24 protein-coding genes are annotated in these 24929 nt (G+C 69.7%); 13 read left to right on the top strand and 11 right to left on the bottom strand.

The window, feature by feature from the left end; translation table 11 throughout:
• Window positions 1-3: 3 nt before the first annotated feature.
• Window positions 4-1230, bottom strand: a complete 1227-nt coding sequence (locus AB0L60_RS22245) for a hypothetical protein (RefSeq protein WP_364616938.1) — start codon at window positions 1228-1230, stop codon at window positions 4-6.
• 360 nt (window positions 1231-1590) lie between these two features.
• Here AB0L60_RS22245 and AB0L60_RS22240 point away from each other — a divergent pair, with 360 nt between their 5' ends.
• From AB0L60_RS22240 to AB0L60_RS22230, 3 genes are all read left to right on the top strand, one after another.
• The gene (locus tag AB0L60_RS22240) at window positions 1591-3012 is read left to right on the top strand and encodes an ammonium transporter (RefSeq protein WP_364616936.1); all 1422 of its coding nucleotides are present in this window, start codon (window positions 1591-1593) and stop codon (window positions 3010-3012) included.
• Complete coding sequence (locus tag AB0L60_RS22235) at window positions 3012-3380, top strand: P-II family nitrogen regulator (protein WP_354846270.1); 369 nt, start codon at window positions 3012-3014, stop codon at window positions 3378-3380. Before AB0L60_RS22240 ends, AB0L60_RS22235 begins: the two co-directional genes overlap by 1 nt.
• 109 nt (window positions 3381-3489) lie before the next feature.
• Complete coding sequence (locus AB0L60_RS22230) at window positions 3490-6324, top strand: hypothetical protein (RefSeq protein ID WP_364616933.1); 2835 nt, start codon at window positions 3490-3492, stop codon at window positions 6322-6324.
• A 39-nt stretch (window positions 6325-6363) separates the two neighbouring features.
• Here AB0L60_RS22230 and AB0L60_RS22225 read toward each other — a convergent pair whose 3' ends face one another.
• The 4 genes from AB0L60_RS22225 to AB0L60_RS22210 form a co-directional block, all read right to left on the bottom strand.
• Window positions 6364-6705, bottom strand: a complete 342-nt coding sequence (locus tag AB0L60_RS22225) for a hypothetical protein (protein WP_364616931.1) — start codon at window positions 6703-6705, stop codon at window positions 6364-6366.
• Window positions 6702-7874, bottom strand: coding sequence for a hypothetical protein (locus tag AB0L60_RS22220; protein WP_364616929.1), 1173 nt, complete (start codon window positions 7872-7874; stop codon window positions 6702-6704). The genes AB0L60_RS22225 and AB0L60_RS22220 overlap by 4 nt, the downstream gene beginning before the upstream one ends.
• A 183-nt stretch (window positions 7875-8057) precedes the next feature.
• A complete protein-coding gene (locus AB0L60_RS22215) occupies window positions 8058-8636 on the bottom strand; it encodes a hydrolase (RefSeq protein ID WP_364616927.1) in 579 nt (192 codons plus the stop codon).
• Window positions 8637-8669: 33 nt separating this feature from the next.
• Window positions 8670-9122, bottom strand: coding sequence for a MarR family transcriptional regulator (locus tag AB0L60_RS22210; RefSeq protein WP_364616925.1), 453 nt, complete (start codon window positions 9120-9122; stop codon window positions 8670-8672).
• Between the two features lie 235 nt (window positions 9123-9357).
• Here AB0L60_RS22210 and AB0L60_RS22205 point away from each other — a divergent pair, with 235 nt between their 5' ends.
• The 7 genes from AB0L60_RS22205 (at window position 9358) to AB0L60_RS22175 (ending at window position 14505) form a co-directional block, all read left to right on the top strand.
• Entirely contained in the window at window positions 9358-9843 is a 486-nt protein-coding gene (locus AB0L60_RS22205; RefSeq protein WP_364616923.1) for a methylated-DNA--[protein]-cysteine S-methyltransferase, read from the top strand.
• Complete coding sequence (locus AB0L60_RS22200; RefSeq protein WP_364616921.1) at window positions 9840-10565, top strand: 2OG-Fe(II) oxygenase; 726 nt, start codon at window positions 9840-9842, stop codon at window positions 10563-10565. The genes AB0L60_RS22205 and AB0L60_RS22200 overlap by 4 nt, the downstream gene beginning before the upstream one ends.
• Before the next feature lie 11 nt (window positions 10566-10576).
• A complete protein-coding gene (locus AB0L60_RS22195; protein ID WP_364616919.1) occupies window positions 10577-10834 on the top strand; it encodes an Ada metal-binding domain-containing protein in 258 nt (85 codons plus the stop codon).
• 202 nt (window positions 10835-11036) lie between these two features.
• The gene (locus tag AB0L60_RS22190; RefSeq protein WP_364617036.1) at window positions 11037-11186 is read left to right on the top strand and encodes a hypothetical protein; all 150 of its coding nucleotides are present in this window, start codon (window positions 11037-11039) and stop codon (window positions 11184-11186) included.
• A gap of 33 nt (window positions 11187-11219) precedes the next feature.
• Window positions 11220-11876 (top strand): TetR/AcrR family transcriptional regulator, encoded by a 657-nt coding sequence (locus AB0L60_RS22185; protein WP_364616917.1) that lies wholly within the window; start codon window positions 11220-11222, stop codon window positions 11874-11876.
• A gap of 149 nt (window positions 11877-12025) precedes the next feature.
• Entirely contained in the window at window positions 12026-13087 is a 1062-nt protein-coding gene (locus AB0L60_RS22180) for an alpha/beta fold hydrolase (RefSeq protein WP_364616915.1), read from the top strand.
• A gap of 92 nt (window positions 13088-13179) precedes the next feature.
• On the top strand, window positions 13180-14505 hold the full coding sequence (locus AB0L60_RS22175) for a lipase family protein (RefSeq protein WP_364616913.1): 1326 nt from the start codon (window positions 13180-13182) through the stop codon (window positions 14503-14505).
• On the opposite strand, the gene AB0L60_RS22170 is transcribed toward AB0L60_RS22175, so the two are convergent.
• Complete coding sequence (locus AB0L60_RS22170) at window positions 14436-15695, bottom strand: helix-turn-helix domain-containing protein (RefSeq protein ID WP_364616911.1); 1260 nt, start codon at window positions 15693-15695, stop codon at window positions 14436-14438. The two genes, AB0L60_RS22175 and AB0L60_RS22170, sit on opposite strands and share 70 nt — an antisense overlap.
• 159 nt (window positions 15696-15854) lie before the next feature.
• Between AB0L60_RS22170 and AB0L60_RS22165 the strand changes: the two genes are divergently transcribed.
• Complete coding sequence (locus tag AB0L60_RS22165; protein WP_364616909.1) at window positions 15855-16484, top strand: TetR/AcrR family transcriptional regulator; 630 nt, start codon at window positions 15855-15857, stop codon at window positions 16482-16484.
• 231 nt (window positions 16485-16715) lie between these two features.
• The gene (locus tag AB0L60_RS22160) at window positions 16716-19733 is read left to right on the top strand and encodes an AAA family ATPase (RefSeq protein ID WP_364616907.1); all 3018 of its coding nucleotides are present in this window, start codon (window positions 16716-16718) and stop codon (window positions 19731-19733) included.
• Between the two features lie 3 nt (window positions 19734-19736).
• Here AB0L60_RS22160 and AB0L60_RS22155 read toward each other — a convergent pair whose 3' ends face one another.
• Window positions 19737-20747 carry a sigma-70 family RNA polymerase sigma factor gene (locus tag AB0L60_RS22155; RefSeq protein ID WP_364617027.1) on the bottom strand — a complete coding sequence of 337 codons (1011 nt, stop codon included), beginning with the start codon at window positions 20745-20747 and terminating at the stop codon, window positions 19737-19739.
• A gap of 79 nt (window positions 20748-20826) precedes the next feature.
• On the opposite strand from AB0L60_RS22155, the gene AB0L60_RS22150 reads away from it, so the two are divergent.
• On the top strand, window positions 20827-21225 hold the full coding sequence (locus AB0L60_RS22150) for an SgcJ/EcaC family oxidoreductase (protein ID WP_364616905.1): 399 nt from the start codon (window positions 20827-20829) through the stop codon (window positions 21223-21225).
• A gap of 88 nt (window positions 21226-21313) precedes the next feature.
• Here AB0L60_RS22150 and AB0L60_RS22145 read toward each other — a convergent pair whose 3' ends face one another.
• The 4 genes from AB0L60_RS22145 to AB0L60_RS22130 all read right to left on the bottom strand — a co-directional run bounded on the left by AB0L60_RS22145 (window position 21314) and on the right by AB0L60_RS22130 (window position 24927).
• Window positions 21314-21829: a L,D-transpeptidase gene (locus AB0L60_RS22145; RefSeq protein WP_364616903.1), complete on the bottom strand. Its 516-nt coding sequence runs from the start codon at window positions 21827-21829 to the stop codon at window positions 21314-21316.
• Between the two features lie 177 nt (window positions 21830-22006).
• Window positions 22007-23146 carry an MlaD family protein gene (locus AB0L60_RS22140; RefSeq protein WP_364616901.1) on the bottom strand — a complete coding sequence of 380 codons (1140 nt, stop codon included), beginning with the start codon at window positions 23144-23146 and terminating at the stop codon, window positions 22007-22009.
• Window positions 23147-23250: 104 nt separating this feature from the next.
• Window positions 23251-23637, bottom strand: coding sequence for a hypothetical protein (locus tag AB0L60_RS22135; RefSeq protein WP_364617026.1), 387 nt, complete (start codon window positions 23635-23637; stop codon window positions 23251-23253).
• A gap of 18 nt (window positions 23638-23655) precedes the next feature.
• A complete protein-coding gene (locus AB0L60_RS22130; RefSeq protein WP_364616899.1) occupies window positions 23656-24927 on the bottom strand; it encodes a condensation domain-containing protein in 1272 nt (423 codons plus the stop codon).
• Window positions 24928-24929: the final 2 nt, after the last annotated feature.

The raw sequence follows: 24929 nt of genomic DNA, 5'->3' as shown, positions 1-24929 counted from the left end.
GCTTCACAGGAACTCCTTCAACCGCGGCCACACGCCGACGACGATCGATCCCGCCGCCGCCAGCAGCAGCACCAGCGTGCCCAGCGGGCTCAGGGTGAGGGCATTTCCGGCCGTGTTCACATCGTCGCGCACTTCCTGGCGGGTGCGCTCGAGTTCGGTCTTCAAGGCGTCGTCGAGGGCGGTGAACTGGGCCGCGGATCCCGCGCCGTCGGTCTTGATCGACTGGTCGACCGCCCCGCGATAGTCGTTGGACTTGTAGGCGGCGAGCTCCTTCTGGTGGCCGTCCTGCCAGCCCGAGAAGGCCTTCGACGCCGCGGAATCGCCGCTCAGCAGGCCGGCCAGATCCGCGCGCAGCTGGTCGCTGCCGGCGGTGAAGCGCTGCTCGCTGGCGTCGATGTCGCCGCGGGTGATGAGCTGCAGCGTCTCCTCGGTGCGCGCCTGCTGGGCGAGAATCCTTGCCTGCGCGAGCTTTTCGAACCGGGCAGTGGCCCCGGTGTCGATGGCCGCCGTGGTCGCGGCCGTGGTGGCGAGGATCCACAGCAGCGCGACCACCGTCAGACCGCCGGCCGTGACCACGCCCGGATTGATCCAGCGGTTGGTGCGCCGCACCAGAATCCACGAGCCGTAGCCGCAGGCCGCGAGCAGCAGCACCAGCGTGCCCGCGCTCCACCAGGGCAGCCCGGTGATCGCGCCCTGATCGCTGTGCAGCTGTGCGAGGCGAATGTGCTCCAGTTCGCCCGCGTCCTTCAGGATCGAGCCCTGCATGAGCGCCGACGCCTGCCGCAGATACGCGGAGCCGACCGGCAGGCCCTGCCGGTTATTGGCCCGCGCCGCCTCGACATAGCCGGTGTAACTGGGCAATTCGGCCGAGATCCGGCCCAGGATGGTGCGGGTCTCGGCGTCCGCGGCGCCGGTGGTGGCCTCCGCGAGCGCGGCGGCCGCGTCGGTCAGCGCGTTCTCGTAGCGGATCCGCACCTCGGGCGACTCGATCCCGCCCGAGAGATAGGCGGTGGACGCCGCCGCGTCGGCCGTGGACAGTGCCACGTACAGCCGCTGCGCGGCATTGGCCAGAGGTTCGGTGTGCGCCAGGACGGTGTCGTGGCGCGTGATCTTGGCGCTCTGCTGATCGGCGGTCACCAGGCCGCCGAGCAGGGCCAGCAGTGCGAGGGCAGCGCCCACCGCACCGATGACGCCGGGCGCGGTGCGCACGAAGCGTCGCGTCCATTGCATGCCCCCGCGAGTGATCGCCGCTGAGCGACTGCGAATGGTCGCCGGTAAGCGACTCCTCAACTCCGTTTCCCCCGTTCGACCGGCCGGTGCTCCCCGTAGCCAGATCGTACGGTAGCGATCGCACCCTGTCGATCGAGTTCCAACCGGTCGGAATTCGCTGAGCGGGTCCATCATTTCGAATGCACGTGCATTCATGACGGGACCATGAAATCCAGATTTAACCGCGTGTAATCGCCGGGAAATGTTCCGGCACAACACTTGGTTCACCCGATGTGACCTTAGACACCTTATGTCACAACGTAATTTAGTGCTGGAGCGAGTCTGGTGCCTGCCCGCTCCGCGGTGAGGTAGCGCTGAACCATGTCACCGTATCCCGACTGGCTGAATCCCGGCGACAATGCCTGGCAGTTGGTAGCCGCGACTCTAGTCGGCCTGATGAGCATTCCCGGTATCGCGATCTTGTACGGCGGTCTGGTGCAACGCAAATGGGCCGTCAATACCATGCTCATGGCGTTCACCGGATTCTCGCTGGTCCTGGTGGTGTGGGTGCTGTGGGGCTTCAAGATGGGGTTCGGCGAGCCCGTCAAACTGGGCCCAGGAATACTGCGGGCCGCAATCGGCAAGCCGCGCACAATTCTGAGTTCCAATAATCAAGAGCAGGCCGTGATTCCGCTGCTCGACGGACTCATGCCCAAGTTCCGATTCTCCCAGACCACACTGGCCTACTTCCAGTTCGTGTTCGCCGGCATCACACCGCTGTTGTTCCTGGGCAGCGTGATCGGGCGCATCAATTTCAAGGTGTGGCTGATCTTCGTCCCGCTCTGGTCGACGCTGGCGTATTCGGTCAATGCATTCCTGATCTGGGGCGGCGGCTGGTGGTCGCAAATGGGTGCGCTCGACTACTCGGGTGGATATGTCATCCACCTGGCCGCGGGCACCACGGGCTTCGTGGCCGCGGCGGTCATCGGCCCGCGGCTGACCCGCGACCGGGAACGGGCGGTGCCCAACAACCTGCCCATGGCCGCGGCCGGGGCGGGCATCCTGTGGCTGGGCTGGAACGGCTTCAACGGCGGCGACCCGTACTTCTCGGGTGCGGATGCCTCACTCGCGGTAATCAATACCAATCTCGCCACCGCGGTCGCGGTGCTGACCTGGGTGATCTGGGACATGCTGGCCGGTCCGTCGCGGCGGCCCAACTTCCTGGGCGCGGTCAACGGCATGATCGCCGGCCTGGTCGCCATCACCCCGGCGGCTGGCTTCGTGAACAGCTTCGGGGCCATGGTGATCGGTCTGATCGCCTCGACCCTGGTGTGGCTGTCCTGGAACAAGCTCGGGCGCACCCGGCTGTTCCGCAAGGTCGACGACACCCTCGGCGTGGTGCACACCCACGGCGTGGCCGGGCTGGCGGGCGGCATGCTGGTCGGTGTGCTGGCCGACCCGAACATCCGGGTGTACCTGGGCACCGGCGGCGCGGCCGACGCCACCTACGGCGGCTGGCTCTACGGGCACAATCCGAAACTGCTGCTCTGGCAGGCGGGTGCGGCCGCGACGGTGATCGTCTGGGATGCGTTGGTCACGTTCGTCATTCTCAAGGTGCTGAGCCTGTTCATGAGCCTGCGCATGCCCGACGAAGTGCTCGAGACCGGTGACGTCGGAGCACACGAGGAAGAGGCGTATCCGGACGACACGCTCGTGCACGCGCAACCGGCCGTGCGGAAGGCGGTGCGAACGGAAGCGTCGGTGCGGCAGGACGGAGCGGAGATTCCGGCCAAGGAATCCTGATGTCGGCGCCGCTGCACCTCGGCGGCATGATCGGTTACCACAATATGGACCCGGGCGGCGGTGCGGACGCGAAACTCCTCACGCTGGTGGTGCCGCCCGGCCTGTTCGATCAGATCAAACAGGCCCTCGCCGCCTTCGGTGTGCGGCGCATGGTGGTCACCCAGGTCTATCGCGTGGACGACCGTGACAACCGCGTCGAAAGCTATCGCGGACAACGTTTCGAAACCGATGTCTCCGCCGGACTGCGAGTCGAACTACTCGCCCGGACCGAGGATGTCACCGATCTGGTGCGCATGATCGGCCGGATCGGCTCCAACCACGAAGCCTCCAATATCCAGATCTGGATGATCGACGCCCGCCGGTTGTGAACGGCCGGAAAACTCGATTGCCGCGCTCCCGCCCCGATCGTATGGTCGGGGCGGGAGTGTGCCGTGCTGATTCGAGGCGGCGCGGCAATTCATCGGTGGGAGTTCGGGTTTGGCAGTGCGGTTGGCCTTCGGCGTGGTCGCGGAACGTGATCGGCGCGCCTGGCTGGTCGAGACGGGGGAGGCGATCGACCACGACGGGCCCGAGGGTGCGGCGGTCGTCCTGGGCGCACGGGACAGCGATCCCGCCCGCGTGGCCATCGCCTGCGCCGACCTGGCCGGGCTCATCGAGCTCGGCGGCACCGTGATCGCCGGGGCCGGAATCGATCTCGGCGACGGCTTCGTGTCCGCGCGGCTGGCGGGCGCCGGCGGTGACCGGCGGGACGCGGTGCTGGCGGCCCTGCGGGTGCTGAAGGTCGGCGGCGGGTGGCGACTGGGGGAGCGGACGGCGACCCTGGTCGCGCTGTTCGGGGTGACGGCCACCAAACCCGTGGGCGCGGCGGCCGAACAGGCCATCGGCGAGGGGCGCTGGGCCGCAGTGGTATTGGCGTCCGCGGCGGCGGATCTGCTCGGACCCGAGCAACTGGTGCGGGTGCTCGAGCTGCGCGCGCCCGCCGGCATCGATCCGGTGCCCGACGGCACGGCGTCGGTGCTGGCGGCGAATCTGGGCCGGGTCCTCGAACCCTGTTCGCGCCCACGGCGGCTGGAGCTGGTGCTGGATCTGTGGGAGCAGGTGTGCGCGCGGCAGTGGGCCATGCTCGAGCGTGAGCGGCTGCTGGCGAGCCACGATCTGAGTGTGCTGGAGTCGCTGCGCGAACGTTCGAACCGGTTCTACGAGCAGCAGCTGATCGAACTCGCGCAGAGATCGGCGCCGGGGCCGCTCACCCTGCCGACGGCCATTCGATTTCGCCCGACCTGGCGCAATCTCTGGAAGCACTGCGTCGAACGGATGATCCAGGACGCGCTCGCGGCCACCGTGCTGCTGCGGGCCGCGGTCGCGGTGCACGAACTCGGGGTGGTCGCGGGCATCGACCGGGTGCGCGAGCAGATCGCCGTGGTCTCCGGGATGCTCACCTCGCGAGAGATCAAGGCGGCCAGGTCTCCCGTCGGCGAGCTGAACGCCCAGCCCGTGCGGCCCGGTGTCCATGTTCGCGAGATCGATGCGTGGCTGCGGCAGCAGCAGCCGCGCAACGCCGCCTTCGAACGCTTCGTGCGCGCTCGGATGCGGACCGCGCTGGCTTCCGCGATCGTGGTCGACGAACGGTGCCGGACGCTGCTCGGCATCGACATCCCCGCACGCTCGTTCCCGGCGGAACACTGGGATTCGAGCTCGCTGCGGGCCTGGCGCGCGGTCGCCGGTTACACCGCGCAGCGGCCACCCCGGGACTGGCGTTTCGACCCGATGGTGCGCGTCCATGGTCGTCAGCCCGGCCTCGCGGTCCGGCTGGCAGGGGATCCCGTCGCGGCCGAGCATGCCTCCGACCTGTTGTGGCTCGCCGACCTCGCCGATGCCATGGCGCGGGCGCGCGGACATGAGGCGGCCGTCGAGACGTACTACTACCGGGTACCCGGCTTCGAGACGAATCCGGCGGCACCGCAACCGGATCCGCTGACGCCGCGGTCGGACTCCATACCGTTCGCGGTCGCCGGAGCCGCCCAGCTGGTCGATCTCGGGGCCACCGTCCCTGCCCGGTGCCGGGACTGGGCGGGCCTGTGCGCCGGATTGGTGGGCAGCGGTGTCGTGGCCGCCGCGCTCACCAGCGAATTCGAGGTCGCCGAACCGGTCCTCGCCCACGACGGTGCCGGGTTGCCCGGGACGTCGCTGCGGATTCAGATCGCCCGCACCGCCACCCGGCTCGCGGAGTGGTCGGACCATATGGGCAATTGCATTGCGGGACAGTGGTATCAGAGTCAGGCCGTGCGCGGGCGCAGCATCCTGCTCGGCCTGCGCGACGAGCACGATCACCTTCAGGTCAATGCCGAACTGCGCCGGGCCGGCCGCGGGTGGGCGGTCGGCGAGATCGCCGGACGATTCAACCAGGAAGCCGATCCCGCAGTGCGGCAGGCGGTCCGGGACTGGGCCGCGACCCTCCCCGTCGAGGAGCCGGAACCTGATCCGGTGGAGTTGGTGACTGCCGAGCCGCCCGCTCGGACTCGGCGCTCGGCGCCTGATCCGGTCCGTGAGGTCGGTCCCGCACTGCACGACGCGGTCCGCAAGGCGATGGTCGAATCGGAAGCCGCCCTGCGCGTCCTCGCCGCTCTGGGCGGGGACACCGACGGCGATCCCAAAACGCTGACCGCCCTGCGTCGTTCGGGCACCGACCGGCTCACCGCCCTGTGCGCGACCTTCCTCGACGCCAACCCCGCCGCCCTGCCCGCCCTCTGGACCGCCGGCGGCAGCCGCCCCCTCGCTGCCGCGATCGAATCCCTGGACGCTGCCCTCCTGACCCGCTACCCCCGCCTGCCCACCGTGACGGCCGACGCACCCGTACCGTCGAAACGGCTGCGCGCCTTGATGAAAGAGCCCGACATCGCCACCGCCCGCAGCATGGACCTGATCGCCCAGCGTGTCCGCGCCGCCATCGGCCGCCTCGCCCGCCGCGGCGACCCCGCCCTCACCCATGCCCTCACCCGCCACCCCACCCCCGACCTCCTCTGCCCCCTGATCCTCGCCACCACCTGCACTCCCACCCGCGCCACCCCGGTGACCGCGATCAGCGCCCCCCGAGCCACCACCGTGCCCGGCTACCCCGCCACCTCCCTCTCCGCCCCCGAGGGCCCCTGGCTCACCGCCTGGCCCGCCGCCCTCGAACTCGGCACCCCCGACCCCGGCCCCGACCACGAAACCTTTTGGTCCCACATAGCTGACCACGGCCTCCTCATCCCCACCGCCTGGCTCGGTTCCGGCGGCTGGCCCGCCCTCTGGTCCCGAGCCCACCGGGAATAGCGTCGCCCTGCCTCGCAGGTATTCGGACCGTGTTCACGGTTACTGGTTGCTGTTGTCCGCCGTGATCGGATCGGACGACCGGTCGACAGTTTCGGACTGGTTCTGCGGATCGCCTCGGCGTAGGAGGCGCGTAACCGTGTATGCCACAACGCGGTACGAGAGGTAGGCGGGCACGATCACCAGCAACACGATGCGCAGCGCCATCAGGGTGGCGGCGACTGCCAGATAGCCCACGCTCATGCCGTCCGGGGAGCCGAATCCGTGTCGCTCCGACAGTGCCGCCAGGACGGGGCGCAGGGCGAGGTACAGGACGATCGGGATCAGCGGGAGCCGGATGAGACGCCATACCGTGCGCGGCCACTGGGTGGCGGGAATTCTCATGCGGCGAGCTCCGGGCCGGAGGTGAGGAAGGCGAGTAGGAGGGCGTTGCCGATCACGCCCCCGTTGGCGAAGCGCAGACGGTTGCCGCTGCGCAGGGAGAGGCCGGCGAGGTCGGTGGTGCGGAACAGGCGGGTGAAGAGGCCGCGGTGGCCGAAGGCGCGGGCCGGGGCGAGTGCGAAGCCGGTGGCCGAGACCGATATTCCGAGGATGACCGGACCGCTGTCGATGTCGCCGATGCCATCGGAACCCTGGCCGTATTCGTGGATGGCGCTGAAACCCAGGATGTTTCGCTCCTGGTGGAACAGTCCGGTCGCCAACTCCTCGGCCAGTGCGCGGTTCGCGAAACCGGCGAAGTAGGCCCCCAACCCGGTTCCCGAGGCGCGTGGGGCATCGTGCGCGTGCGCGTCGACTCCCATGCGCTGCACCAGTAGTCCGGTGCCTCGATCGAGCTGGACCGCGCGGACCTGTTGCGCCCAATGGGCGAGCACCGCCGTGTGGTCGACGCCGGTCGCGCGGCCGTGCACCGCGATGGCCGCTGCGACCGCCGCCACATCGGTGGGATAGGCCTCGCCCGGAAAGGTTTCCAGCAGTGCGGTGGGCGAGGCGAGCAGGCGGCGCTCGTAGGAGGCGACCAGCGCGTCGTCCCGGGCCGCGAGGTCGGGCGGGAACGCCGGGTCGACCAGCCGCGCCATCCCGAGCGCGAGCGCGGGATACGAGAGATACGCGTGCCCGTGCGGACTCTCCGGAACCGCCAGCCCATCCTCGCCGTGCCAGGCCGCGGTGAACACGTCCCGCATCTCCGGCCGCAGACTCTTCGCTGCCGCACGAGTCGCGATGGGCGCGAACCGTTCCCGCCATTCCGGGTGCGCCAGACACACCTGAGCCAATCCCAGCGCGGTCATCTGATGCGCGAGCAGCCCCCACATCCCGGTGATCTCCCCACCCGCGCTGCTCTCTCGCAGGTGATCATCGGCATCCTCGAACGCCACCAACTCCTCCGCAAGCCCACGCACCCGCCCCGCATCCCCATCGAACCACGCATCGGCATCCTGCCCGCACCACCAGCCCGGCACCGACGCCGCCACCGACACCGCAGCCAGCAGCCCGGCCAGAATCGCAACCCAGCGCCGAAACCCGTGTGCTCGAAGTATTTCGATCGGACTCCCCATGAGCTGAACGTACATTCCCCACCCGACGTACTGCGACAATGATTCTCACCCCGATCCATCGGCAGCCCAGGATCGCAGTGCGCAGTCGGCAACAAGATCAGGGAGCTCTCAGTGAGGGAAATCGCCGACGGATTTCCGCAGTGAGAGCTTCCTGATCTTGGTTTCTGCGTGCTGGTGATCAGGTCAGAGCTTGGTGACGGCGTTCAGGACTTCCTCGGTGGTGGCGGTGACGCCGAGACGGGGGAAGATCTTCTCGACGGAATGGGTGTGGGCGGCGGGGTCGCGGTCGGCGGCGGCGTCGGTGGCGACGATGACGTGGTAGCCGTGTTCGTGGGCGGCGCGGGCGGTGGATTCGACACCGATGCTGGTGGCGATGCCGCCCAGGACGATGGCGGTGACGCCGCGGCGGCGCAGGTGCAGGTCGAGGTCGGTGCCGTGGAAGGCGCCCCACTGGCGCTTGGTGATCCGGATATCGGTGGGTTGGATGTCGAGTTCGTCGAGGAGCTCGTCCCAGCCGGGCGGCGGGGTGAATGCGCCGGCGGGCTGCATGGTGCGGCCGGGCGGCATGTCGCTGCCGTCCGCGGCGAAGGTGACGCGCACCAGGACGACCGGCAGGCCCTTGTCGCGGAAGGCCTTGGCCAGCTCGGTTCCCCGGCGCACCACCTCGTCCGCGGGGTAGGGCTGGGTGGGGGCGGCGACGACACCGCGTTGCAGGTCGATGAGGACCAGGGCGGTGTTGGGATCGAGCAGGGTGTCGGTCAAGGCGCAATCCTTCTCTGGGAGTGATGATTCCGGTCAGTCTTCGGTCAGCCGGGCGAGCAGCGGGATCGCGGCGATGAGCGAATCCTGTTCGCCGGGCGAGAGTTTGGTCATTATCGCAATGGCCAGCCAGTCTTCCTTGGCGTCGTGCGCCAGCCGCAGCAACCGCTGCCCGGCCTCGGACAGTGACAGCAGTACCTGCCGCTGATCGGTCGGATGCGGCGCGCGCACCACCAGCCCGCGCTCCTCCAACACAGCGAGGGTGGTGCGCATGGACTGCGGCCGCACCCGCTCGGCCCGCGCGAGATCGGCGACCGACATCGGCCCCTCGTGTCCGAGGCGGCTCAGCGCCACGGCCTGGGAGGGCGTCATCTCGATCCCGGCCCGGGCCGTCCGCAACTGCCGCAACAGCCGACTCGCCGCCACTCGCAGCTCGCTCGCGGCGGCGGCCACTGCTGCGGCCGACCTGTCCTCTCCGTTCGCGCTCACCGGCCCAGAGTGCCACAAACAAAGTCAAACTTGCAAGTTTGCCTGTCGAATTTATGATCCGGCCAAGTGGTGGTCGCGGAGAAAGCTGGTGATCTCCGCGCGCGCCGCTCTGGCCTGGGGCACCGACTGACGTCTGTCCGAATGCCGCCAACGCGATGGCTGATTCCCGCCGGTCATCGTGGATCGGCTGGGCCAGAGTAGGTGAGGAAGAAAGAAGACGACGAAGGAGGAAGCGATGCGCGTGTACACCACGATGGCCAGCCCGGTCGGGGAGTTGCTGCTGGTCGGGGAGCTGCGGGGCGACTCGGTGGAGCTGACCGCGGTGTCGATGGCCGGGAGCAAGAGCATTCTGGTGGAGGGGGAGTGGACCCCGGATGCCGAAGCGTTCGCCGAGGTGGCAGGGCAGCTGACCGCCTACTTCGCCGGGGAGCGGAGCGAGTTCGATCTCCGATTCGGCAGCGCCGGAACCGATTTCCAGCGGCGCGTCTGGAGTGCGCTGGAGGAGATCCCCTACGGGACCACCACCACGTACGGGGAGATCGCGGCGCGCATCGGCGCGCCCAGGGCAGCCGTGCGCGCGGTCGGTTCGGCCATCGGCGCGAATCCGCTGCTGATCGTGCGACCCTGTCACCGCGTGATCGGGTCCGACGGCTCGCTCACCGGCTACGCCGGGGGAGTGGAGCGCAAGCAGCAACTGCTGGACCTCGAGCGGGCGGCATGACCACCGCCGCCCTCGGCTCGGTGTGGGCCGGCCGGGTCGCCCAGCAGGAATGGGCGGCCCTGGCCGGCGAGCTCGACGACCAGGGCTACGCGCTCACCGGTCCGCTGCTCACCGCCGCCGAATGCCGGACCCTCGCAGGGCTTTACGACGAGGAGAAGCATTTCCGCTCCACGGTCGACATGGCCCGCCACCGCTTCGGCTCGGGCGAATACCGCTACTTCACCAATGACCTCCCCGAGATCGTGGCCGAGCTGCGGTGGGCCCTGTATCCGAAACTGCTTCCCATAGCCCGGGATTGGGCCGCCCGGCTGGGCCGGCCCGGCACCTGGCCGGAACGCCTGGACGAGTGGATCGCCCAGTGTCATCGTGCCGGTCAGGTGAAGGGCTCGCAGATCCTGCTGCGCTACGGTCCCGGCGACTGGAATGCCCTGCACCGGGACCTGTTCGGCGACATGGTGTTTCCGCTCCAGGTCGTGATCGGCCTGGACGCACCGGGCGTGGACTACACCGGTGGTGAATTCCTCATGGTCGAGCAGCGCCCGCGCGCGCAATCCCGTGGCGCGGCCATGGCGCTGCCGCAGGGCCACGGCCTGATCTTCACCACCCGCGATCGCCCGGTGCGCGGCACCCGCGGCTGGTCGGCCGCGCCCATGCGGCACGGGGTGAGCCTGGTGCGGTCCGGTCAGCGCCACACCCTGGGTCTGGTCTTCCACGACGCCTGAAAGGGAGGGCGATGGCGTACACCCTGCTCGGCGCGGACGGCCGCCCGTATGCCAGCCGGACCCCCGGCGTCCTGGGCGGCCATCGCCGCTTGAAGATCTACGGCCGTCTGGACTGTCCGGCCGCGCTGCGCGCCCTCGCCCGCGGCGGCTACACCGCCCACCGGGTCTTCTTCGCGGACGAGGCGACCGCGGTCGCGGCCGGCTATCGCCCCTGCGCGGTGTGCTCGCGGTCGGCCTATCGGGAGTGGCGGGCCGCATTCACCGAATGATCGAGACCGGTTGGTAGCTAATACGCTGGACCCATGCTGACCACGTTGGCCGTGGAGAACTACCGGTCCCTGCGCAAACTGCGGGTGCCGCTCGGCCGCCTGAACGTGGTCACCGGCGCCAACGGCAGCGGCAAATCCAGCCTCCCTGCTCGCCCCGCTGGGCCGGCTCATCGCCCGCGCCGCCGAGGCCGCCCAGCTGGTGGTGGCGAGCCATGCGGACGAACTGATCGGCGTCATCGACGAGTACGCCGACGACGCGACCATGATCGAATTTCTCGAACAGGAAGGCGTGACGACGGTGGCGGGACAGGAAACAGCGGATGAACCGCCCTGGTATCGGCCGGACCGTTAGTCGCTCGGTGATGTGGAAACCTATTCTGGGGACGTGAGTGTGGAAACCGTCGGCGAACCGGGACCGCTGCCGCGTGGCCGGCACGGGCTGACCCGCGAACAGGTGGAGGCCTCGCAGTACCGGCGCCTGTGCACCGCCGTGCTGGAGGCGGTGGGTGAGCTCGGCTTCGCGGCCACCACGGTCGCCGATATCGTGACCCGGGCGCAGGTGGCACGCCGCACGTTCTACGCGGTATTCGGTGGGAAGGACGAATGTTTCGCCGCCGCATACGATCTCGCGGTCGGCGCGGCACTGGAACAATTGCAGGAGACCGTCACCGGCCTCGAGGGCGTGAATTTCGCCGACCGGGTGCGGATTTCCTTCGAGATCTATCTCGGCGTGCTGTCCACGCAGCCCGGCGCGGCCCGCGCGCTTTATGTCGAAACCCTCGCGGCCGGACCGGGATTGGTGGAACACCGGCTGCGCGTCCACGAGCGATTCGCGGACTACATCATGGCGGTGGCCCGGGTCGGCGTGCGCGACGGCGATCTGACCGCCGAACCCGATCGGCAGCTGGTCGACATGCTGCTCGGCGGCATCGACGATCGGGTGCGCGCCTGCCTGCACACCAAGGGCGCCCAGGCGCTGCCCGAACTGGCGCCGTTGTTCACCCGCACGGCCATGGCCATTGTGAGCACACCGGCCCCCTGAGGCTGTTGGTCGCCACAATCGCCCGGCATCCACGCCGGGCCGCGCTGTCACCTGGCACAGCGCCCGTGACACGGGCCACAGCACGCTCCTACGGTCGCAATCGGATTCGACGCGTTCGGTCGGATCCGCCGGACGCAGTAGGAGATTTCATGAGGCCGACCATCCGTACCCTCGGCAGTGCCGTATTCGCCAGTGCCACCGCCTTCGCGGTCGCGTTCTCGACCGGCGTGGCGAGCTCCGAGCCGGATTCCAGCGCCGACTCCGGCAGCAGTTCCGGCTCGGCGACCGTCAGCACCGCCTCCGACACCGTCGGCGTGGGCCCGGAGATTTCGTCCTTCCTGGCCGCTTTCGGCTACGGCCTGACCCACCCGGATGCCGCGCCGCCCGGATCCAATGACTGGAACTGCAAACCGACCCCGGAGCACCCCAACCCCGTGGTGCTGGTGCACGGCACCTGGCTCAATACCTACGACAGCTTCTCCTTCCTGTCCCCGCAGGTCGCCCGCGCCGGATTCTGCGTCTACGCCTTCAATTTCGGCCGTGAGACGCCGCTGGGCGGCGGCGGTGTCGGGCCGATCCTGCCGGGCCGCTACGGTGTCGGGCCGATGGAGGACTCCGCCCGGCAGCTCGGTCGGTTCATCGATCGGGTGCTGGCCGCCACCGGCGCGCCCGCGGTCGATGTGATCGCCCACTCCCAGGGCGGACCGGTCACCAGCCACTACCTGAAATTCGAGGGCGGCCTCGGGAAAGTCGGCAAGGTCATCAGCTTCGGCGCGACCACCCACGGCACCACGCTGCTCGGCATCGCCACCCTCGGACGCATCATCACCGATCTCGGCCTGAACATCCTCGGCTTCTACGAGCCGCTGATCGGCCAGGCCAATACCGAGCAGGTCCTCGGCTCGCCGTTCTACGCCAAGCTGAATGCCGACGGCGACACCGTGCCCGGCGTGGCGTACACCGCCGTCGGCACCACCCACGACGAGATCTCCAACCCCTTCGAGTGGACCTTCCTCACCCCGGGCCCCGACGCCTCCGTGGAAAACATCACGCTGCAACAGGATTGCCCCGAGGACGTCTCCGATCACCTCACCATCATGTACTCGCCCCGGGCGGCCTCCATCGCGCTGCACGCCCTGGACCCGGCCGCCCATCCCGACCTGGTCTGCACCTTCAACCCCTGGATGATCGGCGGCAGCGGGCACATCTGAGCGACGTCCGGGGGCCCTCGTTCCCGAATCACCAGCACGAGGGAGGCCGGGGACTCGCCCCGGCCCTCTGGCTTCTCTCCGAAAGGATCACGATGACGATCGGCGATGCCGTCGAATCCGGCAGTCTCACCATGGAATCCGACCCGCCGCGCGGGCACCCCCTGCTACCCGGTGAGGATCCGTTCTACCGTTCGCCGATCGACCCGGGATCGGTTGCGCCGGGCACGATCCTGCGATCGCGGCCAGTGCGGCTCGGCCTGTTCGGGCGCATTCCGCAGCGCGTCCGAGCCTGGCAATTGCTGTACCGCAGTACCGATCTCAACGGCCGGCCGGAGGCGACGGTCACCACCGTCCTGCTGCCCTGGGACGCGGAACTGTCCGCTGACCGACCGCTGGTGTCGTTCCAGTGCGCCATCGACGCCGTCGCGCCGAAATGCTTCCCCTCCTACGCTTTACAGCACCGCGCCCGCGCGCTGGGCGCCATCCCGCAGGTGGAGTTCCCGCTCATCGCCGCCGCACTGGCCCGCGGCTGGGCGGTCTCGGTGCCCGACCACGAGGGCAGCAACGGCCACTTCGGCGCGGCCCGCGAGCCCGGCCACCGCGCCCTCGACGGCCTGCGCGCCGCCCTGCGCTTCGCACCGCTGGGCCTGCATCCGCGCACCCGAATCGGACTGTGGGGCTACTCCGGTGGCGGTCTGGCCACGGTGTGGGCGGCCGAACTCGCCGCGAGCTATGCCCCCGAACTCGATATCGTGGGCGCGGTCGCGGGCTCACCCGTGGGCGATCCCGCCTCGGCCTTCGTACGCCTGAACGGTTCTCCCTTCGCGGGATTCGCGATGGTGTTCACCTCCGGGCTGCGCCGCGCCTACCCGGAACTGGACGGCTGCGTGCAGGGCCTGGTGTCGGCGGAGTACCTCGAACTGCTCGACCGCGCCGAATCGATCGCGACGTTCCCGCTGCTGGCCCGCTACGCGGGCCGAAATGCCAACCGGCACATCAAAGGTGGCCTCGGCGCGCTGCTGACCCGCCCCGAGATGCGGGCGGTGCTCGACGACATCCAGCCGGGCGCGCAGGCGCCCGCCATGCCGCTGTTCGTGGTCCAGGGTGTCAATGACGAGGTGATCGCGGTCGCCGATGTCGATGCGCACGTGCGGCGCTATCACGCCCGCGGCGCGCACGTCCGCTATCTGCGCGACCGGCTCAGCACGCATCTTCCCTTGCAGTTCATCGCGATTCCGGTGATGGTGGACTGGCTGGCCGACCGCCTGGCCGACCGGCCGCTGCCGCCGTCGGAGGTGCGCACCGTCTGGTCGGTGGCCGCCTCGCGGCGCGCCCTGTCCGAGCACCGTCACTTCGCCGCGCTGCTGGCGACCATAGTGTCGGGCCGCCCGATCCGCACCCGCTCGGACTTCCGGTAGCTGCGGGCCACCAGCGCGGACCGCAGGTACCACAGCCCGGACGGCTGGGCCGGATCGAATCCGGTGAGCTGCCCGATCCGTTTGAGCCGATTGTCGACGGTATTGGTGTGCACGCCCAGTACGCGCGCCGTATGCCGTCGGCTCAGGTCGTTGCCGATATGGCGGCGCAGGGTTTCCAGCAGTTCCGGGTAGGCGTCCAGCGGATCGAGCAGGGTGCCGAGGTATTCGCGGGCCGGGCCCGGACGGGTCAGCTGGTACTCCATGGCCAGGTCGTCGAAGCGGTGCAGGCCGGGCGCGCACTCCAGGCGGTGCACCATGTCCAGTAGCTCGTGCGCCTGCTCGGCGGCCTCCGGAATGCGGTGCGTCTCGGTGTGGATGACGGTGGCGGTCACCGGAACCTGTGCGGCCGTGGACAATCCATCGACCAGGTCGCCGAGCTCGGCGGGCGTCACCTCGGCCGCGGGCAGCAGCACCGTGCCGCCGTCGGCGCTGAGCAGCGACAGCGCCCGGCCCCGACCGCTGCGGGCCAGCTCGGACTGGACCCGCCGCAGCTTGCGGCGGGCCACCACCTCACCGTCCACCCGGGGATCGTCCTCGCCCGGATGCGACGGAATGCTCAGTGCCAGCACGTAATACGACTCGTCGATCTCGATGCCGCCGGCGCGGGACATGGTCGAGGCGGGATGCCCGGCCAGCAGGGCCGACGCCACCGTGTGCACCGCGGTGTGATGCTCGGCCACCACCGCCCGGTGCTCGCGCACATAGGACACCGCGAACGCCGAATCCACGATGGCCAGCACCTCGAACAGCCGGCGCGCGGTGACCGCGAGCCGGGCGTAGTCCTCGGGCCCGGTGGCGTCCACGATGAGATCGAAACCCACGGCGAAGCCGTCGTGTACGGCGCGGTGGATGGTCCCGATGGGAATGCCCTCGCGCGCCCAGTCCGCGCCCGCGCGCTGCAGCCGTTCGACCTTGGCGCTCACGTCACGGCCCTCCAGCACCCCGGCCGCGAGTTCCAGGCAGGTGCGGGTGACGGCGGTGACCTCCCCGCGCAGCGCGTCCCCGGGCAGGGTGCCGCAGCGTGCCACGTGTTCGGCGAAATGCGCGACCAGGGCGGCGGACAGGCCGCGTGTATCGCGCAGCGGTCCGGAAATCGGTGCGGCCGTGAGGGGTTGCGTTGCCTTGATCATGCGCGAATCCTCCACAGCTGTCTGGGAACGCCCGCGTTCCTACTGGCCCGTAACTGTAGCGTGGGCCACCTGGCGCGGCAATATCGATTGACCGCTTCCGCCGCGGACGGCCGTTTGCCACGGCCGTTTCCGGCGCGGGTCTGGAGTACGATCGGCCGTATGGAAAGCCCGGTTCCGGCAGCGGACGCCGCCGAGATCACCGACAAGCGACTGCTGCGCGGCTCGCGCACCCGCAAGGTGGTGCTCGGCCGGGCCGTGGACATCGCCTCGCTGGACAGTCTGGAGGGCTTGAGCTTCGGTCGCCTGGCCACCGACACCGGTCTCAGCAAGGCGGGCATCCAAACCCTGTTCCGCACCAAGGAAGCCCTGCAGCTCGCCACCATCGACTACTTCCGCACGGTGTTCATCGAGACCGTCACCCGGCCCGCCCGGGCGAAACCCCGTGGCGCCGAACGTCTCCGGGCCCTGATCGGGCTGTGGATCGATTACGCCGCCGGCCCCTGCTTCGAGGGCGGCTGCTTCCAGTCCGCGAACCTGGCCGAATTCGACAGCCGCCCCGGGCCGGTGCGCGACGCGCTGGTGGCCAATCAGCAGGACTGGCTCGACCTGCTGGCCGGTGAGTTGTCCTACGCCTGCGACCACGGCGAAATCGCTGCTCTGGACGCCGATCTGGCGGCCTTCCAGATCGACGCGGTGCTCGCAGCGGCGAATACCGCACTGCGCCTGGGGGACGACAGTGCGGTGTCGAAGGTGCGCCGGACCGTCGAGGGCTTCCTGGCCAAACCCTGATCAGCGGCTGCGGCCCTTTGGTTCGGGCCCCGCGCACGATCAGCAGCCGGGCTTGGTCCAGAACGTCGTGCCCTCGACCCGCACCACCGGGCATGCGGTCTTGTCCCGGCTAGTCCGGCATTGCTGTCGACCGTTGGCGCCGCGTGCACTATAAGCTGCCCGAACCTGTGAACGGGGCGCGAAATGGCCTGTCGAGTGGGCGAATTGTGACAGTCACGGCATGATCGGGGAGTGGTGAGTTTTCCCGGCAGCAGTGTCCTCGTTGGGCGGGCGGCAGAGGTGTCCGCGCTGGTCGAGGCGGTGGGTGATCCCGGTACACAGACGGTGTTGATCGCGGGGGAGGCCGGGATCGGGAAATCCCGGCTGGTGGGGGAGTTCACCGAGCGTTTGCACTCTCGGGCGATGGTGCTGCTCGGTCGCTGCCCGGAGCTGGGGACCGGGGGCGTGGCCTACGCGCCGTTCCTGTCGGTGCTGCGCGGGCTGGTGCGGCAGCTCGGCGGCGAGGCAGTGGCCACGCTGCTGCCGCCGCATCCGGCGCTGGCGAACTGGCTGCCGCAGTTGGCCGTTCACACCGGCGGCGCCGGCCCGGAGGCCGACCGCATCCGCCTGTTCGGCGAAATCCTCACGCTGCTGGAGCAACTGGCCATGACCCGGCCGGTGGTGCTCATCCTCGAAGATCTGCACTGGGCCGATGACGCCAGCCGTGAACTGCTCACCTTCCTGGCCGCCAATCTCGCCGACGCGGACGCCCTGCTGGTCGGCACCTATCGTCCCGGCGAGGCCGGACCGCTGCGCGGCCTGGTCGCCGAACTGCGCCGCAATCCGGGCGTGCGGGTGCTGGAACTGCACCCGCTGACTCGCCACGAGGTGGGCCGCCAGCTCGCCGCCCTGCTCGCCCGCGAGCCCGAACCCCGGCTCATCACCAAGGTTTTCGAACGCAGCGGCGGCAACCCGCTGTTCGTCGAGGCGCTCGGCCAATGCCCCGACCAGCTGCCCGCCGACCTGACCGACCTGCTGCTCGGCTTCCAATCCGGCCTCTCCGCAGACGCTCTCGCCGTGGTTCCCTCGGCCGCCGTCCTCGGCTCCCCGATCCACCACGAACTGCTGGCCGCCATCGTCGACCTACCCCCGGACGAACTGGACCACGCCCTACGGGAATTGGTCGACCGCCACCTGCTGCACACCACCGAGACCGGCTACGAATTCCGGCACGGCCTCATCCGCCAGGCCATCTACGACCGGCTGCTGCCCGGTGAGCGCACCCGCCTGCACGCCCGTGCGGCCGCGGCGCTGCGCGCCCGCGGCGAGGCCCTCGACGCCGAATCCCGCGCCGACCTGGCCCGCCACGCGCGTGCGGCCGGGGACCTGGAGCAGGCCCTGCGTGCCTACTGGTCGGCCACCACCGCCGTCCCCGCCACCCACCCGGAACGACTCCGGCTCCTCGAACAGATTCTCGTCCTCTGGGATCGGGTGCCCGATGCCGAACAGATCCTGCCCACCACGAAACTTGCTGTCCTGGAACAGATCGTGGACGTCGCCGTGGCCTGCGGCGCGACCGAGCACGGCATCGCCGCCGCCGACGCGGCGCTGGCGCTGCTCGACCCCACCGGCGACATCGCCCCGGCCGAGTCCGCCACCGGAAGTACCGAGTCGAGGCCGGCCCGCCGCTCGATCGGCCGGGACGGCGGAGAACGCGCCTCCGATCCGGACGCCGACCGGTGCGAGGTCGAGCGGGTGGCGCGCATGTATCGGCGGCGGGCGTACCTGCGGGGGACCACCGGAGCCGGACCGGGAACGGATCTGGTGCGGGCACTGCAGCTGTTGCCCGTGGCGGGTGCTGGTGCGGAGCGGGCGGAGGCGCTGGTGCAATCGGCCTCCGCGCGGATCTTCCGAGGGGACGCCGCCGGGTCGGCGTCGGACGCCCGTGCGGCACTGGTTATCGCCCAGCGACTGGGGGCGGACGCCCTCGTGGCGCGGGCGCACGCCCATCTCGGGCTGGCGGGGGCCGCCGCGGCGGAGGTGGCGGGGGATGGTTCATCGGGGCCGGAATCGGCCGCCGCGAACGAAACCGACTGGGCGCTGGATCATTTCGCCGAAGCTCATCGCGCGGCCGCCGCGGCCGGGGACGCGCGGATCGTGGTGGATGTCGCCACCTGGGAATCGGCGGTGCTGGTCGCGGCCGGGCGGTACGACGCCGCCATCGCCGCCGTCCGGCAGGGACTGCGGGCCGCGCACGAGTCGTTCCGGTTCTCCGAGTCCGCGCCGATCCTGTTCGTCAAATGGGCGCAGGCGCTCGCCGCGCTCGGCCGCTGGGACGAGGCCCGGGCCGTGGTCGACGAGACGCAGTTCGACCAGTTGCCGCCGCTCAGCCGGGCGGCGCTGACCCTGTGTCTCGCGCGAATCTCCCTGGCCGAAGGGAACATCGGCGCGGCGCGGGACGCGGCGGCCGAGGCCGGGAGGTTGCTGGGTGACAGCCGGTGGGCCGCGCAATATCGGCTCGAACTCGTCGCACTGACCTGCGCCGTGGACTCGGCGGCGGGCGACGAGACCGGAGCGGCGGCGGTGCTGGCCGGCGTGCTCGCCCAAGGGGACGGTGCCGCAATCCTGTTCGCGCATCCGCACGACGCGTGGCCGCTGGTGGCGCTGGCCGCCCGAACCGCCGGAGCACCTGCGGAACTGCTCGCGCTGGGTGACACACTGCCCGCGGTGTCGCCGGTCGATGCCGCCTATCGCGCCGTCTTCACCGCGCGGCTGGCCGGTTCGGCGGCGCGCTGGTCGGAGGCGGTCGCCGCCTGGCGCGCCGTCGAGCGGCCGCACGAGATCGCCGCCGCGCTGCTGGACGCCGCGGAATCGTATGCGGCCGAAGGGAATCGAGCGGCCGCGGACCTGGCCGTGCGCGAGGCCGCCGAGATCGCGGCCCGGCTGGGTGCGCTGCCGCTGCAGGAGGCGGCCGCACGGCTGGCCGACCGGGCCCTCCTCACCGCCGGGCGAACGACGGAGGCGCCGAAACCGCACGGCGGCACCGTGTCCGGCCGGCACGGCCTGACTCCGCGCGAGCTGGAGGTGCTGCGGCTGGTGGCCAAGGGCATGAGCAATCGCGGCCTGGCGGCCGAGCTGTTCATCAGCGCCAACACCGCCGGAGTGCACGTCTCCAGAATTCTCGCCAAGCTCGGCGTGGCCAGCCGGACCGAGGCCGCGGCCTTCGCGCACGACCACAGCCTGTTGGCGTCCTCCGGTGACAACGACTGAGGCTCAGGGCAATCGGGTCGGCAGGTCGAAGAGCCGGAAGATCTCCTCGACCTGGTAGGCGATCAGGTTGGTGACCAGGCCGCCACGAATCGTGAAGACCTGCAGGGTGTGCAGGGCGTACCCGTCGCCGTCGCGGACGTAGGCCGCCAGTGCCGGTTGGCCATTGGCCCCGATCGGCACCAGGCGCCAATCGCTGCCGTTGATGTCGAAGACACGCGCCATGAACCCGATGTAGTCCGCGCGCCCGACGTACCAATTGAGCATGGGCGGCATCTCCATGATCACGTCGTCGGACAGCAGTTTCTCCAGCGCCGCCAGATCGGCATTGCGGAACGCGGCGACATAGCTGTCGACGACGGCCCGCTGCTCGGCGCGCTCGGACACCTCGTCCTCGCGAATGCCGCTCTGGCTCAGCGTCTTCCGGGCCCGTTGCAGTGCGCTGTTCACCGCCGCCGGGGTCATGTCCAGCGCCCGCGCCACCTCGGCGGCCGGCCAGTCGAGCACCTCGCGCAGCACCAGCACCGCCCGCTGCCGGGCGGGCAGCTGCTGCATGGCCGCGACCAGCGCCAGCCGCAGACTGCCCTGGGCCACCGCGGCTTCCGACGGATCGCCGAGCAGCGCGTCCGGAATCGGTTGCAGCCAAGGAATTTCCCCGCCGTGCACCAGTGCCTCGCGCGGATCGTCACCGGGTTCGTGGCCGAGTCCGGAGGGCATGGGCCGCCGGCCGCGCTGCTCGAGCGCGGTCAGGCAGGCATTGGTTGCGATCCGGTACAGCCAGGTCCGCATCCCGGCCCGCTTCTCGTCGTAGCTGTCGCGTGCCCGCCAGGCCCGCAGGTAGGTCTCCTGCACCAGATCCTCGGCGTCCTGCACCGACCCGAGCATGCGATAGCAATGCGCGAGCAATTCCCGTCGGTAGCGGCCGGTGTGCGCCTCGAAGTCCACGTTCGCCATGCTCTCGCTCCTCGAATCCGGGCCCCTGCTCCTCGAATCCGGGCCCTGCCGAACTTTGTACACCCGCGGCGATGAATCGGGCACGGCCCGCCGGTAGGTACTCGTGAGCCGCTCACCGCGGCCGCGATCCGAGGAGGAAACCATGACCGACACCGCCGTACAGACCGACCGCGAGGCCGTCCTCGACGTCCTGACCAACCTCTACCGCGCCTGGGCCGCCAATGACGCGGATGCCTTCGTCGCCGACTACGACCCCGACGCCACCACCGTCGTGCGCGGCGTGGTGAACGTGGGCCGTGAGGCGGTCCGGACCTCCATGGCCGCCGGTTTCGCGGGCCCGCTGCGGGATTCGCGCACCGTCGACGAACCGCAGTCGGTCCGCTTCCCGGCCCCCGGCACCGCCATCGTGGTCAGCCGCAGCGCGGTGGTATCCGCCGGGCAGACCGAGCCGCCGGCCGACGGCTGGATCGTGGCCACCTGGGCGCTGATCCAGCGCGACGGCCGCTGGCTGGTGACCTCGTACCACAACTGCCCGGCGTAGCCGCCCGAATGTCCGGCGCGTCCCGGACATGAGCGAGCCCCCTCCGGACAGGCGCCGGAGGGGGCTCGCCCACGCATTCCCGTCGCCGTTACGGCACGACCTCGACGGTGTCACCCGGGTTCAGGTAGTTGAAGAACTCGCGCGCCCCGTCCGGCGTCATGCGGATGCAGCCGTGCGACTTCTTGTCCACCGGTCCGATGTGGAAGGCGATGTCCCCGTTGAAGAACACCGCGTATTCCATCGGAGCGTTGTGCATGGTGCTCCAGTGGAACGGCTTCTTGAACGACACGTGGAACACGCCCGGCGGCGTCTCGAATCCGGGCATGCCGTGCGAGATGGGCGTGGGGCCGAAGACGACCTTGCCGTTGTCCATCAGCCACGCTTCGTTGCTGCCGAGCTTGAGGCAGGCGCGAGTACCCGCCGTCTGGCACGGCGCGTTGACATCGCTGGGTGCGATGCCGGGGACGATCGCCGGAACACCGGGAATGTCCGGACCACCGGGCCACAATGGTTCGGCTTGCGCGGGCGCCGCCGCGAATCCTGCGACCGCCACACCGGCGATGACCGCCGATCGCGCCGCCAAGCCGAGGGAACTTCTGCTCATCATCGAGTTTCGACCCTCTCCTAACCTTGGCCCGCCACCCTGTTCGATGCCGCTCAGGGCAAAGGGACATTGTTCGTTGGCACAAGCATGGGACCACTGGGTACCGGTGATCATTCTGACTGGTGGAAATCGAGATTCGCGGGATAAGCCGCGACAGGCGCGCCGACACGCCCGAATTCACCGAACGGGTGGCAGCGTGCGCTGATTCGGGTCGACTCCGGTCGGCCGGTGCGCGCCATTGTTGGGGACATCCGGGCGCGGCGCGTTGGCGGATCCGCGAATCTGCTGGTCGTCGGGCGGGTTGTCGCAGTAGTTCCAGCTGCTGAAGACGGGCACCGTGGCGATGGACGGGGGCACGGTCCGGGTCGGGTAGTTGCACCACGGCCGCAGCCAGGCGTCCACGATGGTGTAGAACTCGCCGTCGTGGGCGGGCACGCCCATGGCGGAGGAGCCGACCACCAGCGCCGGGAACAGGGCGCGCAGCGCGGGCACCCGCAGCAGCGCGGCCCGCACGATGGCGGACATGGTGGTGGCCAGGCTCTGGATCGGATCCATGTTCCGGTCCAGTACCGCATCGAAGATGCCCAGCTGTCCGGGTGCGCGGTCGAGGAGTTGCCGCAATTCGGCGTCAGCGGCGCGGGCCTGGTCGACCACGATCGACGTATTGCGGGTCAGCGTGCCGAGATCGGGCTGCGCGTGCGAGGTCGTGCCCGCGATGACGCGCAGATTCTCGATGAGGCTGACCGTCTGCGGCAGCCGGTTGTCCAAACCCGTGGTGGCGATGCTCAATCCGTCGATGAGTCCGCGCAGCTGATCGGGCCCACCGCTGAGCGCGGTGTCCAGATTATCGAGGATCACCGCGTACTTGTCCGGATCGATCTGCGCGATGAGCTCGCTGGTGTTCGTCAGCGTCTCGGAGACGGGTGTCGGCGTCGTGATCTTGCCGGGGTTGAACCGCACCACCTGCCCATCGTGTAGATAGGGCGGAGTGTCGGTATTGGGCCGGAAGTCGATGTACTGCTCGCCCGCCGCCGACAGCGCCGAGACCGCGATCTGGGTATCGGCCGGAATCCGGTACCGCTTGTCGATTTCCGCGACCGCCGACACCAGGGCGCCGCCGTCGCTGATCTGGATCGCCTTGACCGATCCCACCCGGTACCCGCGCCAGGTGACGTCGTTACCCGCCTGCAAACCGCCGGAGCGATCCAGCTGAACGGTGACGGTGTAGGTGCTGCCCGGTGCGCGCACCCGCGCCACATGGATCGCCAGATACGCCGCCCCGACTACGAGTAGCAGGATCAGAGCCAGGTTCGACATCAGTGTCTTGTGCCCGCGCAGCACACTCAAATGGCCCGCCTCCACCGCTGATCAGCGCTAATAGGATCGATGCAGAGCAAACACCAGGCGAAACTGCGCGCTATCTAACCACAGTCGGGGCGTGGAATCCGGCGTGGGCGGGCCCGGGCGGGGCGGAGCGCCCTCGGGCACAGGGTGAGTGGTGGATCAGCCCTTCCCGTGCGCGGCCAGGTGGGCCTCGTGGCCTTCACGGCGAGGCCGACGCCGTCCTCCGCGGCGATCCGGGCGGCGAGCCGGGCGGATTGTCGCGCAGGGCGGTATCGGTGGTGGCAGTCGATATCGGTGTCGGTCATATCGATGTCGATATTGAGCGGCATCTGCCGGAATTCGAGCCCGCACCCGGTGATCTGCTCGGCGAACATCCAGTGCGAGGCCACCACAACCTCGTGCCCGGCGTCGCGCAGGCCCACGCCCAGTCCCGTCAGCGGGGCGATGTCACCGCGGCTGCCGATCCCCCAGGATGATTCTGCTCATCGCACCTCCACGGTCTCGAGGATCGACAGCCACCGGGTGACGATGGCCCGCATCCGCTCGGCGCCCAGCCCGCCGTCGGGTGAGTGCACCGAATAGTGCACCTGCTCAACGCCTTCGGGCTTGCTGGTGCCGAGGAACATGCTCAGATCGAACATGGTCAGCCGGGACTGCTCACGCGACTGCGCGTCCGGAATCCACACGCCCACATCGCCGAGGAAGTTGAAGTAGAACTTGGGGAAGTTGAAGGTCAGGAAGTGTGGCCAGCTTTCGGGGTGATGCCAGCACAGCAGGGTGAAGTCCTCCGGGTGCGGCGGATAGGCGGCAATGGCGTCGCGCAGGCGCGTCTCGAGGCTGCCCGATACCGGCCGCAGCAGCCAGGGGTAGTCGTCGGAGATCCAGGCGACCGTACGCGACAGGTCGGTGCCCGGCCGCAGGCGGCTGTAGCGGCCGTGTTTCTGCACCTGGATGGGCCGTGCCACGCCGGTGGCGTCCTCGATGGCCAGTCCCAGCGCCACGAGCAGGATCCGGGTGTAGCTGGCGTCGTAGGCGGCGGGCAGCTCCACCAGCAGCCGCTGGGCGAGCGCGCCGTCGATGACGCCGTCGAAATGCGCCGATTTCGGTGTGGCCGAACGGATCTGCTGATTGGGTTCGCTGTCGGAGGCCGCCAGCCAGTAGTCCCGTTCACCCACCCGGGTGGGCGCGTAGCCGTCGAGGAACTCCGCCCACTCCGAGCCGGAGGTGGTCTCGGGCGGCAGCGAGATGGCCTCTCCCGCTTCCCATTGCCGGACGTAGGTGGCGATGTCGTCCCACAGCACCCACATGGCGACGCCGTCGATGGCGACGTGATGAGCGGTGAACAGCAGAATATTCACGTCGTAGGAGCGGGTGAGCAGGACCGCGGTGACGACCTTCCCGGCGGGCGGATCCAGCCGCAGGTTGGCCCGGTCGGACTCCGCCTCGATCAGTACCATGAGCGCGCCGGGGTCGAGGTTCTCGATATCGATGGTCCGCACGTCGACGCGGGCCGGGTCGATGACGCCGCCGGATTCGGGTTCGATCTCGCAGGCCGCGCCCTCGCCGTAGCTGTAGCGACTGCGCAGGGCCTCGTGCGTGTCGATCAGGGTATTGACCAGCCGCTGAGCCTCTTCCAGCCCCATCGTCACCGGCACCGGGCAGGGAATGGTGACGCCGAAGACGGCCGGGTTCGGATCCCAGGTCAGGAATTTCTTGGCGGCGGCCGTGAGCCGGCCGGGGCGCAGATCGGTCATGC

This window comes from Nocardia sp. NPDC051981, from assembly GCF_040680715.1.
Lineage (GTDB): Bacteria > Actinomycetota > Actinomycetes > Mycobacteriales > Mycobacteriaceae > Nocardia.
This window is presented reverse-complemented; position numbering and strand designations above follow the sequence as displayed.

Bases quoted from the DNA above. Each gene is read 5' to 3' on its own strand.
- AB0L60_RS22200 (WP_364616921.1), top strand. From the start codon at position 9,840: ATGACCACCGCCGCCCTCGGCTCGGTGTGGGCCGGCCGGGTCGCCCAG.
- AB0L60_RS22220 (WP_364616929.1), bottom strand. From the start codon at position 7,874: ATGGGGAGTCCGATCGAAATACTTCGAGCACACGGGTTTCGGCGCTGG.
- AB0L60_RS22245 (WP_364616938.1), bottom strand. From the start codon at position 1,230: ATGCAATGGACGCGACGCTTCGTGCGCACCGCGCCCGGCGTCATCGGT.
- AB0L60_RS22150 (WP_364616905.1), top strand. From the start codon at position 20,827: ATGACCGACACCGCCGTACAGACCGACCGCGAGGCCGTCCTCGACGTC.
- AB0L60_RS22195 (WP_364616919.1), top strand. From the start codon at position 10,577: ATGGCGTACACCCTGCTCGGCGCGGACGGCCGCCCGTATGCCAGCCGG.
- AB0L60_RS22235 (WP_354846270.1), top strand. From the start codon at position 3,012: ATGTCGGCGCCGCTGCACCTCGGCGGCATGATCGGTTACCACAATATG.
- AB0L60_RS22145 (WP_364616903.1), bottom strand. From the start codon at position 21,829: ATGAGCAGAAGTTCCCTCGGCTTGGCGGCGCGATCGGCGGTCATCGCC.
- AB0L60_RS22130 (WP_364616899.1), bottom strand. From the start codon at position 24,927: ATGACCGATCTGCGCCCCGGCCGGCTCACGGCCGCCGCCAAGAAATTC.
- AB0L60_RS22180 (WP_364616915.1), top strand. From the start codon at position 12,026: ATGAGGCCGACCATCCGTACCCTCGGCAGTGCCGTATTCGCCAGTGCC.
- AB0L60_RS22140 (WP_364616901.1), bottom strand. From the start codon at position 23,146: ATGTCGAACCTGGCTCTGATCCTGCTACTCGTAGTCGGGGCGGCGTAT.
- AB0L60_RS22165 (WP_364616909.1), top strand. From the start codon at position 15,855: ATGGAAAGCCCGGTTCCGGCAGCGGACGCCGCCGAGATCACCGACAAG.
- AB0L60_RS22205 (WP_364616923.1), top strand. From the start codon at position 9,358: ATGCGCGTGTACACCACGATGGCCAGCCCGGTCGGGGAGTTGCTGCTG.
- AB0L60_RS22175 (WP_364616913.1), top strand. From the start codon at position 13,180: ATGACGATCGGCGATGCCGTCGAATCCGGCAGTCTCACCATGGAATCC.
- AB0L60_RS22240 (WP_364616936.1), top strand. From the start codon at position 1,591: ATGTCACCGTATCCCGACTGGCTGAATCCCGGCGACAATGCCTGGCAG.
- AB0L60_RS22170 (WP_364616911.1), bottom strand. From the start codon at position 15,695: ATGATCAAGGCAACGCAACCCCTCACGGCCGCACCGATTTCCGGACCG.
- AB0L60_RS22225 (WP_364616931.1), bottom strand. From the start codon at position 6,705: ATGAGAATTCCCGCCACCCAGTGGCCGCGCACGGTATGGCGTCTCATC.